Here is a 13,264-nt window from a genome sequence, read left to right as displayed (position 1 = left end):
CATGGCGCAGGGAAGTGAGGGGCGCTTCGACCGTCCGGTCGTGCTGTTCGATTTCGATGGGACGCTCGCCGATACCGGTCCCGCGGTGAAGCGGGCGGCCGAGTACACGCTCCGGACGCATGGCTTCAGCCTTGACGCGGTGGGCGACCTGCAGTTGCTCATCGGGCCGCCGATCGTCGACGGCTTCATGGAGGTCGCGCACCTGACGCGCGAGGAGGCCGAGGGGCTCGTCGAGACCTATCGCGCCGCCTTCGCGCAGATGACGCGGCCGGAGGACTACCCGGTCTTCCCGGGGATGGCGGAGCTCGTGGCGGCGCTCTCCGCTGCGGGGCGCACCGTGGGCGTCGCGACCTCGCGTTTGCAGGGTTCCGCGGAGCAGATGATCTCGTCGCTGCCCCTGCCGCCCTTCGACGCCATCGTGGGACGCATCGACGGCGTGCGCCACACCAAGGAGGCGTGCGTGCGTGCGTGCCTGGAGCGCCTCGGTGCCGCGCCCGGCGATGCCGTGCTCGTGGGCGACCGGCGCTTCGATGTCGAGGGCGCGCATGCGGTGGGGCTGCCGTGCATCGGCATCTACCGCGACGAGGACGCCCGCGCCGAGCTCGAGCGCGCGGGCGCGGATGCCCTGTGCACGGATGCCGATGAGCTCGCCGCGCTGCTGGGCTGTTCGCTTACGGCGTAAGATAGGGAAGGAACGTTCGTTCAGGGAAACCGGAGGGACTGCGATGGATGCAGAGCTGACGGCGCGCGTCGACGCCTATATCGACGAGGTCTGGGAGGACGTGGTGGCGGACATCGCCGAGCTGGTGAGCCATCCGTCCGTCGCGGATAGCGCGAAGGGGTCCGAGGGCGCGCCCTTCGGCCCGGAGGTGCGGGGCGCCCTCGATTGCGGCCTCGCCATCGCGCGCCGCCTGGGGTACGAGACCGGTGAGGATGCGGGCTACCTCGGTTGGGGCGACATCCCCGGCGAGCAGGCGACGCAGGTCGCCACGATCGCGCACGTCGACGTCGTGCCGGCAGGCCCCGGCTGGGCGACGGACCCCTTCCAGGTCGAGCGCCGCGAAGGCTGGCTGATCGGCCGCGGCGTGAGCGACGACAAGGGTCCCGCGGTCCTCTCGCTGTACGCGGGCGCGTTCTTCCCGCACGAGGGCATCACCCCGCGCTACACCTTCCGCGCGCTGCTGGGCTGCGACGAGGAGGTGGGCATGACCGACGTCCACCACTACCTCGCCGGTCACGACGCGCCCGCCTTTCTGTTCACGCCCGACGCCTCCTTCCCCGTGTGCAACGCCGAGAAGGGCTGCTTCAATGCGCGCTTCTCGAGCGCTCCCATCGAGGACGGGGTGATCCGCTCCTGGACCGCCGCGGAGGTGTCGAACGCGATTCCGGGCGAGTCCATCGTGGAGCTCGCGGTCGATGCCGACGCGCTCGCGGTGCCCGCTGAGCTCGCCGACCGGCTCACCGTCGAGGCCGTCCGTCCCGGCGTCGCCCGCATCACGGCGCACGGCGTCGGCGGCCACGCCTCGACGCCCGAGGGGACGGTCAACGCCCTCAAGCTCGTCGTCTCCTTCCTGCGCGCGAACTCCGATCTGCTGGCACCTACGGAGCGCGCGTTCGTCGAGCTCCTTGCCGTGCTCTCGGCCGATGCCTACGGCGAGGCTTCCGGCGTGGCCACCGCGAGCGAGGCGTTCGGCCCCCTCACCTCCAATGCCGGCAAGATCGTTATGGCCGACGGCGTCATCACGCTCTCCCTCGACATCCGCTACCCCGACAGCACGACCTCCGAGGAGCTCGAGCGGCGTCTTGGCGCGCTCGCCGCGGAGCACGGCGCGTCGTTCGAGGTGGCGTCCGTGAAGCCGCCGTTCTCCGTCTCCGCCGACCACCCGGCCGTGCAGGCGCTCCTCGATGTGTACCGCGAGGTCACCGGCGAGCCGGCCGAGCCGTTCTCGATGGGCGGCGGCACGTACGCGCGGAACTTCCCCTGCGCGGTCTCGTTCGGGCCGGAGGGCGACACCTCGGGCTTCCCGGAATGGGTCGGCCCCATGCACGGCGCGAACGAGGGCGCGAACGAGGCTGAGCTGCGTCGGGCGCTCAAGATCTACATCCTCGCGCTCGCCCGGCTCATGGAGCTCGACCTGTAGGACGTTGAGGGCGCGCGGTACGCGGCGGGGGCGACGTGCTCGACCGCCGTACCGCGCGTCGCGAGGGGAATCGCAGATGGATCAGATCGTGTACATCGCCATCATCGCGGCGGCGATGGTCTTCGGATGGTACCTGGCGCGCAAGCGGCAGGCGGAGCGGCAGGAGCAGGCGCGCGGCGGGGATGCGGCGGAGGTTGCCGCCCGCAAGCGGAAGCCCCGCCCGCGCAAGAAGCGGTAGCGCTCATGCAGGAGCCCGCCGGCACGTGCGACCTCGGTCGCGGTGCCGGCGGGCTCCGTTGTGTGAAGTGGGGGAGGGGGGGGTGCTCCGTCCCCGTGTCACGCTACCCCTCGAGCGCCTCCGACGCCTCGAGCCAGGAGGTCTCGAGCTCGTCGAGGTCGGCGCGCGCCTGCGAGATCTTCTCCTGCTGGGCCTCGAGCGCGAGGTAATCGGTCGGGGCGATATCGACCATCTCGGCCTCGAGCCCCTCGATGCGCGAGCGCTGCGTGGCGATGCGCCGTTCGAGCGAGGCGACCTCTTTGCGCAGGCGCTGGCGCTCGGCGTTGGAGAGCTTGGGCGCGTCATCGGGAGCTTGCGCGGGCCCTGTGACCTCCGCACCCTGAGCGCTGTTGCCGGGTGCGCCCGCGCCCCGCTTGCCGCCCTCGTCCGCGTCCCGCGCGGCGGATTCCACGAGCCGCAGGTACTCGTCCACGCCGCCCGGCACGTGGCGCAGGTGCCCGTCGATGAGCGCGAACTGCTGGTCGGTGACGCGCTCCATGAGGTAGCGGTCGTGCGTCACGAGGATGAGGGTGCCCGGCCAGCCGTCGAGCAGGTCCTCCACGATGGCGAGCATGTCCGTGTCGAGGTCGTTGCCCGGCTCGTCGAGGATGAGCACATTGGGTTCCTCGAGGATCGTGAGCAGGAGCATGAGGCGCCGGCGCTGGCCGCCGGACAGGTCGGCGATGCGGCTCCAGAGCTGCTGCGTGGTGAAGCCGAGACGCTCAAGGAGCTTCTCGGGGCTCGTCTCCTTGCCGTCGATGACGTAGCGCTGCTTGTAGTGGGAGAGCACCTCGCGGATCGTGTCGTTCAGGTGGGGCGTGAGCTCGTCGAGCTGCTGCGAGAGCATGCCGAAGCGCACCGTCTTGCCGATCTTCACGCGCCCCGCGCGCGGTTCGAGCTTGCCGCGCACCACATCGAGCAGGGTGGACTTGCCCGCGCCGTTCTCGCCGAGGAGGCCGAAGCGGTCGCCCGCGCCGATGAGCCAGGTCACGTCCTCGAGGACGGCGGGAGCGGGAGTGCTGGTGCCATCGGTGCCGGGCGCGGCGTCGTCATAGCCCGCCGTCACGTCGAGCACGTCGATGACCTGCTTGCCCAGGCGCGCCACAGCGAGGCGCTTGAGCTCGAGCTCGTTGCGCAGGGGCGGCACGTCGGCGATGAGCTCGCGGGCGGCCTCGACGCGGAACTTCGGCTTCGTGCTGCGCGCCTGCGCCCCGCGCGAGAGCCAGGCGAGCTCCTTGCGCGCCATGTTGCGCCGCCGCTCCTCGGCCACCTGCGCCAGGCGGTCGCGCTCGACGCGCTGCAGGATGTAGGCGGAGTAGCCGCCCTCGAAGGGGTCGACCGTGCCGTCGTGCACCTCCCACATGGAGGTGCAGACCTCGTCGAGGAACCAGCGGTCGTGTGTGACCATGAGCAGCGCGCCCGCGCCGGCCTGCCAGCGGTTCTGCATATGGTGCGCGAGCCAGTTGATGGTGCGCATGTCGAGGTGGTTCGTGGGCTCGTCGAGCATGAGCACGTCGTAGTCGCCGATGAGCAGCCGGGCGAGGTCGACGCGGCGGCGCTGCCCGCCCGAGAGCGCGCCCACGGTGCCGTCCCAGGGCACGTCGTGGATGAGGCCGGCGAGCACGTCGCGCACGCGCGGCGAGGAGGCCCACTCGTATTCGGGTGCATCGCCCACGACGGCGTGGTGTACGGTCTCGGCGTCGTCGAGCGCGTCGCGCTGGCCGAGCAGGCCGATGCGCAGGCCGCGCCGGTGCGTCACGCGGCCGTCGTCCGGCTCGAGCGCGCCGGCCAAGAGGTTCAGAAGCGTGGATTTCCCATCGCCGTTGCGGCCGACGATGCCGATGCGGTCGCCCTCGTTCACCCCGAGCGTCACGTGCGCGAGCACGCGCTTGGTGGGGAACTCGAGCGAGATGTCGTCGCAGCCGAGCAGGATCGCCATAACGTCCCTTCAGGATAGGGGTGATAGGTCGGTTTCGGAACCCATCTTAGCACCATGCACCTGCGCCCCGCGCGGCGCCCGCATGCGGCTGTGCCCGCCCCTCGGGGCGGGGCGGGGTCGCGCGCCCTAGCGCTCGCGCTCCTGCTTGAGGTTCGGGATGATGCGCTTCCAGATCCACCAGACCGCGACGATGACGACGATGGCGATGATGACGTACTTCACGATGTCGGACACCCATTCGGCCTGCTCGGTCACCGTCTCCCAGGCGCTGCCCGCCGCCGCGCCGAGCGAGCACAGCACGGTGTTCCACACCGCCGAGCCCAGCAGGGTGTAGAGGGCGAAGCGCACCATGTTCATGCGCGCCACGCCGGCGGGGATGGAGATGAGGCTGCGGACGATGGGCACGAAGCGGCAGATGAGCACCGAGATCTGGCCGCGGCGGTCGAACCAGTCGATGGCCTTGGAGATGTCGTCGCCCTTGAAGCCCAGAAGGCGCATGGGGCGCGTCTCGAAGAAGCGCATGAGGCGGTCGCGGTTGAGCACCCAGCCGATGCCGTAGAGGATGAAGGCGCCGAGCACCGAGCCCATGGTCGCGGCGATGATGACGCCCGGGAGCGTCAAGTCCGTCGAGGTGGTGAAGAAGCCGCCGAGCGGCAGGATGAGCTCGCTCGGGATGGGCGGGAAGACGTTCTCGATGAAGATGAGCGCGCCCACGGCGAAGTAGCCGAACTGGTCGATGAAGTTGAAGAAGAGCTCTTCCATGGATGTCCCCTCATGCAAGCGGCCCCGGGGCGGAGCCGTCGTTACGCTGGGGGAAAGTGTAGCCCATGCGCGCCGCGGCGGCGCGTTTTCCACGGTACCTACGTATGCGGCGACGCGGGTGCCTGCGCGGTTGGGCCGCCTGCGCATCCTGGGCTCCGCGCACCCGGTGCGCTATCGCCCGGACTCCTCGGGCGTCTCGGGAGCTTTGGGCGCGGGGAGCCAGCGGACGGCCATGAAGCGCGCGAACGGCCGCTCGAAGCCGCGCCAGGCGCAGATCGCCGTGACGCCGCCGGACAGGGCGAGGATGATCGCCGTGCCCACGAGGGGGTCGAGGAGGACGGGCAGGTGGTAGAAGGGCGTCTGGAACGTGAGCCAGGCGCGGATGAGGCGGTGGAGCACGTAGACCTGGAGGGTGCGCTCGCCGAGGCGCGTGAGCGCGCCGCGCGCCGCGGGCACGAGCTTGAGAGCGGCGAGCGAGCAGACGACGGCGCATGCGATCGCGGTGAGCTTCGCGAGCATGCCCGGCAGCACGCCGTGGGTGTAGGGGTTGTCGCCGTACACCATGGGGAAGAACCAGTCGAAGGCATGGGCGTCCACCGCGCGCGCGACGGCGAGGCCAGCGAACGCCGCGACCGCCGCCCAGGGCCAGCGGCTCCGCGCGATGCGCTCGACGCGGTCGGTGGTGCAGTAGTACCCCAGCGCGAAATAGGGGAGGAAGGCGATGGAGCGGCTGATGGCGAGGAAGCCGTCGGACATGTCGATGCAGCCGCCGAGGAGCGCAGCGACCAGGCTTATCGCCACGCCCGCCGGCGCGGGGACGTGCGCGAGCACGGGCGTTGCCAGGTACCACCACACCATGCCGATGAGGTACCACGGCGCGGAGGTGAAGCGCAGGATGCGCGCCGGCGCGAGCAGCCCGCTGATCGCCAGGTAGGCGACCTGGTAGGCAAGCCCCAGCAGCGCGAAGGAGACCATGCGGTTCACGTTGAGCCGCCCGTCCCGGTAGGCGCCCTTGGCGAAGAGCCCCGACATGAACACGAAGAGCGGCATGTGGAAGAGGTAGATGAGGTCGAACAGGTAGCTCAGGACCGGGTTGTCGTTATGGATGGGATGCATGAAGTGCCCCGCCACCACGAGGATGATGAGCAGCCCCTTCACGTTGTCGAAGCGCGCGATGCGCCCGCGTGCCTCCGCCACGGCGCCTCCCCTCGATGCCGATGCCATGGGTCGCGCACCTCGCCCTCGCGGGGATGGGCGGGTGCCCGACCCATGGTATCACGCGGCGCGGTGCGGCTACCGCTTCGAGACCTGCATCGCGCGCATGGCGTTCAGGATCGCGATCATGGCCACGCCCACGTCACCGAACACGGCGAGCCACATGTTGGCGATGCCGAAGGCGGCGAGCACGAGGATCACGACCTTCACGCCGATGGCGAAGACGATGTTCTGCCAGACGATGCGCATGGTCTTGCGGGCGATGCGCATGGCGCTCGCGATCTTCGAGGGCTTGTCGTCCATGAGCACCACGTCGGCGGCCTCGATGGCGGCGTCCGACCCCATCGCGCCCATGGCGATGCCCACGTCGGCGCGCATGAGCACGGGCGCGTCGTTGATGCCGTCGCCCACGAAGGCGAGCTTGCCGTCGCCGCGCTCGAGGCCGAGCAGGTGCTCGACGGCGCTGACCTTGTCGGCGGGCAGGAGCTGCGCGCGCACCTCGTCGATGCCGAGCTGCGCCCCCACGGCCTCTGCCACGTCGCGCCGGTCGCCGGTGAGCATGACGCAGCGCTTCACGCCCGCGGCGTGCAGGTCGCGGATGGTCTGGGCGGCGTCGTCCTTCACCACGTCGGCGATGACGATGTGCCCCACGTATTCGCCGTCGACCGAGACGTGCAGGATCGTGCCGGTGAGGTCGCAGTCGTGCCACGAGTTGCCGTGCTCGCTCATGAGCTTGTCGTTGCCCACCATGATCACGTGCTCGTCCACGCGCGCCGAGACGCCGTGGCCGGACTCCTCGCGGACGTCGGCGATGCGCGCCTGGTCGATGACGCCGGAGTAGGCGGCGCGCACGGAAACGGCGATGGGGTGGTCGCTGAACGCCTCGGCATAGGCGGCATTGCTGAGCACGTAGTCGGGGTCGACGCCCGCCTCGGGGTGCACGGCGACGACGTTGAAGGTGCCGCTCGTGAGGGTGCCCGTCTTGTCGAAGACCACGGTGTCGACCTTCGAGAGCAGCTCGAGGTAGTTCGAGCCCTTGACGAGGACGCCGAGCTTGGAGGCCCCGCCGATGCCGCCGAAGAAGCTGAGCGGTACGGAGATGACGAGCGCGCACGGGCAGCTCACCACGAGGAAGGTGAGGCCGCGCAGCAGCCAGTCGGACCAGGCGCCCATGCCCGCGAGCGGCGGGATCACGGCGAGGAGCACGGCCGAGATCGTGACGACCGGCGTGTACACGCGGGCGAACCGCGTGATGAAGTTCTCGGTGCGCGCCTTCTTCTCGCTCGCGTTCTCCACGAGCTCGAGGATGCGGCTCACCGTGGACTCGCCGAAGGGCTTCGTGGTGCGGATGCGCAGCACGCCCGTCATGTTGATGCAGCCGGAGATGACCTCCGCCCCGGGCTCTACATGGCGCGGGATGCTCTCGCCCGTGAGGGCGGCGGTGTCGAGCTGCGAGGCGCCCTCGGTCACGACGCCGTCGATGGGCACGCGCTCGCCGGGCTTGACGACGATGATGCTGCCCACCGCGACCTCGTCCGGGTCGACCTCCTCGAGCTCGCCGTCGCGCTCGATGTTGGCGTAGTCGGGCGCGATGTCCATCATCTCGCTGATGGACTTGCGGCTCTTGCCCACGGCGTAGCTCTGGAAGAGCTCGCCCACCTGGTAGAAGAGCATGACGGCGCAGCCTTCGGCCGCTTGGGGCTCGGTCTCGGGGAAGAGGATGGTGGCGAAGGCGCCGATGGTGGCGACGGTCATGAGGAAGGCCTCGTCGAACGCCTGCCCGCGACGGATGTTGCGCCATGCCTTGATGAGCACTTCGTAGCCGGCGATGAGGTAGGGCACGAGGTAGAGGGCGAACGCGACATACGGGCTGTACGATCCGAACGCCCGCGCGAGCACGCCCGTCTTCTCGGCAACCAGGATGACGGCGAAGAGGCCAATTGCGAGGAGGATGCGGTTGCGCCATGCGCGCTGCTTCTTGTTCATGTAAAAACACCCCAGGGGTTTTTCAACGTTGCCTATATGAGCATATGTTCATGTGTTCGACAGGAGGCTGCTCCGCGCTCCGACGGGGCGAGGCGGTTAGCGCAGGATCTCGCAGTCGGGCTCGATGTCGGCGGTGAGCTTCACCACGCGGTCGAGCACCTCGTCGAAGTCGGCGTCGTCGGCCGTGGTGAGGGTGAGCTTCTGGGTCAGGAAGTTCACGCGCGCCTTCTCCACGCCGGGGAGCTTGCCGATGGCGTCCTCGAGCTTCTGGGCACAGACGGCGCAATCGATCTCGTCGAGTTTGAATGACTTGCGCATGGCGGGTTCCTTTCTTCGCAGCGCGCGGTGCCGCGCGGCTTATTCGCAGATATGGCTCATGCCCTGGGCGAGCATGGTGTGAACGTGGTCGTCGGCGAGCGAGTAGATGAGGCTGCGCCCGTCGCGGTCGAAGCGCACGAGGCGCGCCTGCTTCAAGATGCGGAGCTGGTGGCTCACGGCGCTCTGCGTGGCGCCGATGGTCTCGGCGATGTCGCCCACGGAGCGCGGCGTGTCGAAGAGCGCGTACAGGATCTTGATGCGCGTCGTGTCGCTGAACACCTTGAAGAGGTCGGCGAGGTCGAGCAGCAGCTCCTCGTCGGGCATGCAGGGCTCGTCGCCGGGTACCGCGGTCGCGGTGGTGTCGGTCATGCTCGCTCCTTTCAACATATGTGCATACGTTCAGATGTTGTTATCTATGATTATATGAACGCATATTCATATGTCAAGGAAAAAGGGGATCAATTTTGGCGCCAGGCGCGCTCATTTTCCCGTGCAGGAGCGTGTCCACCACGAGAACGGCGCCCCTGGAGCATGCTCGAGCCTCGATACTGAGTGGGATTGGGCGCTCGCCGAGTAGACCGCGCATGCGGCCGAAGCCCACCTGCGGTTTTCCGCGCCGTTCGGGCTGGCTACGCGCCGGATTCGAAATCCCACACAGTATCGAGGCTCGAGCACGCGCGCAGGAAGGCGGGCACACCGAAACCGCCCCGATCCCAAGGGAACCGGGGCGGCGACGGAAACGACTTCAATGTGCGAGGGATCCCGCGAGCCCTGCCTATGTGTTCGGCCCCTGGACGAACCAAAGCAGGTCGGATGCGAACGGGTCGGGGCAGAAATCGAGCCGGATGCAGGCTACGGCGCCCGGGGAGAAGCTCAGCTCCGCCCCGCAGAGGCGCTCGGCGACGCGCTCCATGAACGGGATGTGCCCCACAGCGATGACGCACGGCGCGTCGCTTGCGCGGAGCGCATCGAGAAACGCCTCCTCGTCTTGCTCGAAGAGGCTGGGGAGCGGCGTGACCGGCCGCTCGCCGATCGCCGCGACCACGGCCTCCGCCGTCTGCCGGGCGCGGAGCGCGGGGCTCGTCCAGACCACGGCCGCGGCGCGCTCCTCGGCGCCGAGGAGCGAGAACGAGCGGGCGAACCCGTCCGGCGCGGCAAGCGCCGCCAGCCCGTCGGGCGTGAGGGAGCGGTCGGCGTCAGCCATGCCGGGCTGCGCCCGCTCGGCGCGGCCATGGCGGACGAGGATGAGCATGCGATCCATGAGGTTCTCCTATCCCTCGGGGTATCTGCTGCATACCCTTGTGATACCCAGCGAGGGCCTCAGCTGAACTCGACGACGGCGTACGGTTTGCCGTCCGGGGCATCGAGGACGACGACGGTGCGCCCGTCCTCCTGCGCGAACCGGGGATAGATGGTGTCGCCGAGCACCGCCGAGCGCCGATAGTCCACGCGCACGCATGCGGGCACGATGTCGCTCGGCAGCACCTCGAGGGCGATCTGCATGTATTGGCCGTTGTTGACGTGCTCGTTCGTGTCGATCTGGTGGCGGAGCACCGTGAGCGGCTCACAGGGCGCCAGGGCATCGGGCACGCGCACGCGCCGCGTCTCCTCGGGCATGGGAAGTGGCTCGTGCGTGCCGTACGGGGCGGTGTCCTCCTCGGTCGGTCGGATGGGTCGGCCGCTTGCAAGGTCGATGAGCGCCCACGTGGAGCGCGCCTTCGCGATGAGGGAACCCGCCTCGTCGCGCAGGAAGAAGAAGCGCGTGGCCGAGAGGCTCTTGAACGAGCTCGCGAACGTCCCCGCCGTGACGCGCTCGGCGAGGCGGGGGTAGCGCTCGATGACGATCTGCCAATGGGTGAGCACCCAGGCGCGCTGGTGCTCCTTGAGCCACAGCATGCCCACGCCGAGCTCCTCCGACTGGAAGGTGCTGCAATCCTGGAAGTAGTCGATGAGCGCGGGGAGGGTGAGCTGGCCGCGATGATCCACCTCGCTATAGCGGATGCGCGCGTCGAATTCGAAAACCGCGCTCGTGCCCGGTGCTGCCGTGGTCATACGATGGCCTCCAAAGGTGCGGGATGGGTCGGGATGTTCCCTGTGAGGATAGCACGGTGTGGAGCGTGTCGGATGCGGCGCGGCGGGCGGGGTACCGAGTGGCACGGGGCGATGCTCGCACCGCATCCCGCGCGTGGGCGCTGGCGCTGTTGCGAGCGGCGCGTCGGCGTCGCTTCCGCCTGCGCGCGCCTACGCCCGGGGCGAGAACATGTTCTTGCGCGCGAACTCCGCCTGCACGGTACGGAGCATGAGGTCGGCGTCGGCGAGGCCCAGGTGCCGCTCCTTCTCGTCTTGGGCGAGCGTCCCGCGGCGCCGCGCCCAGTTCTCCAGGCTCGCGGGCGCGCTCTCGCGCGGGAGCGCGGCGACCTCGCCGTCGAGCCTGCGGCAGATGTCGCGCGAGTCGATGACCGCGATCTGCCCGGCGCGCCGCGCCTCGGCGTAGCCGTTGAGGTGCAGGCGGAACCACGAATCCTCGAACGCGGCGTTATGCGCCATGATGGGGTAGCGCTTCATGAGGTCGAGCAGGCCGGCTTGGGCCTCCGTGTCGGCGCGGAAGGGCGTTTTGCCCTCGAGGTCGTCCCAGGTGATGCCGTGGATGCGCGTGAGGGGGACGCCTGTGGTGCGGTAGGGCTCCTCGGGCAGGCCGTAGAAGCGCTCGCCGCCCGCGAACGGCTTCGAGTCCGCGGCGAGCTCCATGAGCTCGAGGCCCATGTTGATGATGTAGCCGCGCTCCGGGGCGGTGCCGGTGGTCTCGATATCGATGCCGATGACCACCCCGCGCACCGGCGCGCTCACGTAGGCGACGGCGAGCGCGTCGCGGTCGCCCGCGACCTCGCGCTCCACCTCGGAGGCGGGGCGCTGCTGCATGGCCGCGATGCCCCGGCAGAGGTCCGCCTCCGAGAGGCTCCGCGCGAGTGCCACGGAGTTCAGGTTGCGCAGCTTCTCCTCGCCGATCTGATCGCACAGGGCGCGGTTGCGGTCGGCGAGCTCGCGCACGACGTCGAAGGGGAAGCCGGGGTCCTCGTCGCCGGTGAACGCGTCGAGCAGCGCCCGCAGCGCCTCCTCGTTGCGCTGCCGCTCGGACTGAAGCGCGGCGTCGCCCCCGAAGAGGAGCGGCATCGAGGGCTGCATCGTGTAATCGAGGGCCTGCTCAACGTTCACGGCCATCACCTTCCGTGCGAGTAAAGTTTGCTGAGTTAAACTATCGTGCGTACAATAGCAGATTCCGAGGAGGCGAAACGGTGCCGCCGTGAGGGGTATGAACCCTTGGAGGGGTCGGCGCACCGCCCGGCTCGCGCCCGCAGGGGGCTCGACTCCCCGCGCGAGCTCGGCATCAGCGGACGCCCCGGCACCACGTGAGAGCCTGCGCCCCCGATTGCCGTCGGGCGGCCTCCGACCTGTATCCTAGCACGACGGCGCCGCCCGTGGCGGCCGGTGGCGCGTGCATTACGAAAGAAGGGAAACGGCGTTTCTATGGAACTCGTCGTACATCTGGTGGAACACGCGCTCGAGGACACGCTGCCGCTCGTGCCGTTCCTCTTCGTCACCTACCTCGCGCTCGAGGCGCTCGAGCACGCGGCCGGCTCGCGGGCGACCGCGCTCGTGCGCCGCGCGGGAGCGGCCGGCCCGGTGGTCGGCGCGCTGCTCGGCATCATCCCGCAGTGCGGGTTCTCGGCGATGGCGGCGACGCTCTACGCCGGGCGCGTCATCACGCTCGGGACGCTCGTCTCGGTCTTCCTCTCGACATCGGACGAGATGCTGCCCCTGCTCGTGGCCGAACACGTCGACCCGGGGCGCCTCGCTGCGATCCTTCTGTGCAAGGCGCTCGTGGCGCTGATCACGGGCGTCGTCATCGACGCGCTGCTTCGGCTCGTTAAGCGCAACGCGCGCCTGCATGCCGCGGCGCGCCGCCTGACCGCGCGGCGCGCGGGCGAGCCCGACCTCGTGGACGAGATGGCCGAGGCGGGCGAGGGCGTCGAGCACATCCATCGCCTGTGCGAGCAGGACCGGTGCGGCTGCGACGACGTGGACGAGGGCCATGGGCATGGAAGCGCTGACGCACACGGGGCGGGGCACGCGCACGATGCCGCGCACGGTTGCGCGTGCGGGCACGACCACGGCCACAGCCATGGGCACGGGGGCGCCGCCTCCATCGTGCGCAGTGCGCTCTCGCACACCATCCAGGTGACGGCGTTCATCTTCGTGACCACCCTCATCCTGGTGGTCGTGCTCGAGACGGTCGGGGAGGACGCGCTCGCGACGCTGCTCTCCGCCAACAAGGGGCTCGCGGTCTTCGCCGCGGCGCTCGTGGGGCTCGTCCCCAACTGCGCAGCGAGCGTGGTCGTCACCCAGCTCTACCTCGAGGGCGTGCTCGGGTTCGGTCCGCTCATGGCCGGTACGCTCGTGGCGGCGGGCGTGGGCTTCCTCGTGCTGTTCCGCGCCAACCGCAACGTCCGCGAGAACCTGGTGATCCTCGCCATGCTGTTCGCGGCGGGCGTGTTGTGGGGGCTTTTCTTCTCGATCGTGTAGCGTGGCGGTTCGGGCGGGACGCGGCGGGGCAAGTTGCCAGCCGTT

13 protein-coding genes are annotated in these 13,264 nt (G+C 69.5%); 4 read left to right on the top strand and 9 right to left on the bottom strand.

All coding sequences use genetic code 11. The features are described from left to right. Position 1: 1 nt before the first annotated feature. The 3 genes from B5G02_RS06220 to B5G02_RS10130 all read left to right on the top strand — a co-directional run bounded on the left by B5G02_RS06220 (position 2) and on the right by B5G02_RS10130 (position 2,379). Positions 2-682 (top strand): HAD hydrolase-like protein, encoded by a 681-nt coding sequence (locus tag B5G02_RS06220; RefSeq protein ID WP_094335602.1) that lies wholly within the window; start codon positions 2-4, stop codon positions 680-682. A gap of 43 nt (positions 683-725) precedes the next feature. Beyond that, positions 726-2,141, top strand: a complete 1,416-nt coding sequence (locus B5G02_RS06215; RefSeq protein ID WP_094335601.1) for a Sapep family Mn(2+)-dependent dipeptidase — start codon at positions 726-728, stop codon at positions 2,139-2,141. Positions 2,142-2,217: 76 nt separating this feature from the next. Next, on the top strand, positions 2,218-2,379 hold the full coding sequence (locus B5G02_RS10130; protein ID WP_164476334.1) for a hypothetical protein: 162 nt from the start codon (positions 2,218-2,220) through the stop codon (positions 2,377-2,379). A 103-nt stretch (positions 2,380-2,482) separates the two neighbouring features. On the opposite strand, the gene B5G02_RS06210 is transcribed toward B5G02_RS10130, so the two are convergent. The 9 genes from B5G02_RS06210 to B5G02_RS06170 form a co-directional block, all read right to left on the bottom strand. Then, positions 2,483-4,357 (bottom strand): ABC-F family ATP-binding cassette domain-containing protein, encoded by a 1,875-nt coding sequence (locus B5G02_RS06210; protein WP_094335600.1) that lies wholly within the window; start codon positions 4,355-4,357, stop codon positions 2,483-2,485. Positions 4,358-4,483: 126 nt separating this feature from the next. Beyond that, a complete protein-coding gene (locus B5G02_RS06205; protein ID WP_094335599.1) occupies positions 4,484-5,119 on the bottom strand; it encodes a DedA family protein in 636 nt (211 codons plus the stop codon). Positions 5,120-5,290: 171 nt separating this feature from the next. Further along, positions 5,291-6,343: an acyltransferase family protein gene (locus B5G02_RS06200; protein WP_094335598.1), complete on the bottom strand. Its 1,053-nt coding sequence runs from the start codon at positions 6,341-6,343 to the stop codon at positions 5,291-5,293. A gap of 69 nt (positions 6,344-6,412) precedes the next feature. Then, positions 6,413-8,320 carry a heavy metal translocating P-type ATPase gene (locus B5G02_RS06195; RefSeq protein WP_094335597.1) on the bottom strand — a complete coding sequence of 636 codons (1,908 nt, stop codon included), beginning with the start codon at positions 8,318-8,320 and terminating at the stop codon, positions 6,413-6,415. A gap of 96 nt (positions 8,321-8,416) precedes the next feature. Beyond that, entirely contained in the window at positions 8,417-8,638 is a 222-nt protein-coding gene (locus B5G02_RS06190; RefSeq protein ID WP_094335596.1) for a cation transporter, read from the bottom strand. A gap of 39 nt (positions 8,639-8,677) precedes the next feature. Beyond that, positions 8,678-9,007: an ArsR/SmtB family transcription factor gene (locus tag B5G02_RS06185; RefSeq protein WP_019238307.1), complete on the bottom strand. Its 330-nt coding sequence runs from the start codon at positions 9,005-9,007 to the stop codon at positions 8,678-8,680. A 406-nt stretch (positions 9,008-9,413) separates the two neighbouring features. Further along, a complete protein-coding gene (locus B5G02_RS06180) occupies positions 9,414-9,899 on the bottom strand; it encodes a SixA phosphatase family protein (RefSeq protein ID WP_094335595.1) in 486 nt (161 codons plus the stop codon). Between the two features lie 59 nt (positions 9,900-9,958). Next, positions 9,959-10,690, bottom strand: a complete 732-nt coding sequence (locus B5G02_RS06175) for an acyl-[acyl-carrier-protein] thioesterase (protein ID WP_094335594.1) — start codon at positions 10,688-10,690, stop codon at positions 9,959-9,961. A 189-nt stretch (positions 10,691-10,879) separates the two neighbouring features. Beyond that, a complete protein-coding gene (locus tag B5G02_RS06170) occupies positions 10,880-11,857 on the bottom strand; it encodes a 3'-5' exonuclease (protein WP_094335593.1) in 978 nt (325 codons plus the stop codon). Positions 11,858-12,163: 306 nt separating this feature from the next. Between B5G02_RS06170 and B5G02_RS06165 the strand changes: the two genes are divergently transcribed. Further along, complete coding sequence (locus B5G02_RS06165; protein ID WP_094335592.1) at positions 12,164-13,219, top strand: putative manganese transporter; 1,056 nt, start codon at positions 12,164-12,166, stop codon at positions 13,217-13,219. Positions 13,220-13,264 lie beyond the last annotated feature (45 nt).

The sequence above is a fragment of the [Collinsella] massiliensis genome (genome assembly GCF_002161605.1).
In the GTDB taxonomy this organism is placed as follows: Bacteria; Actinomycetota; Coriobacteriia; order Coriobacteriales; family Coriobacteriaceae; genus Enorma.
Note: the sequence above shows the minus strand (reverse complement) of the source record. Positions and strands in the feature narration are given on the sequence as shown.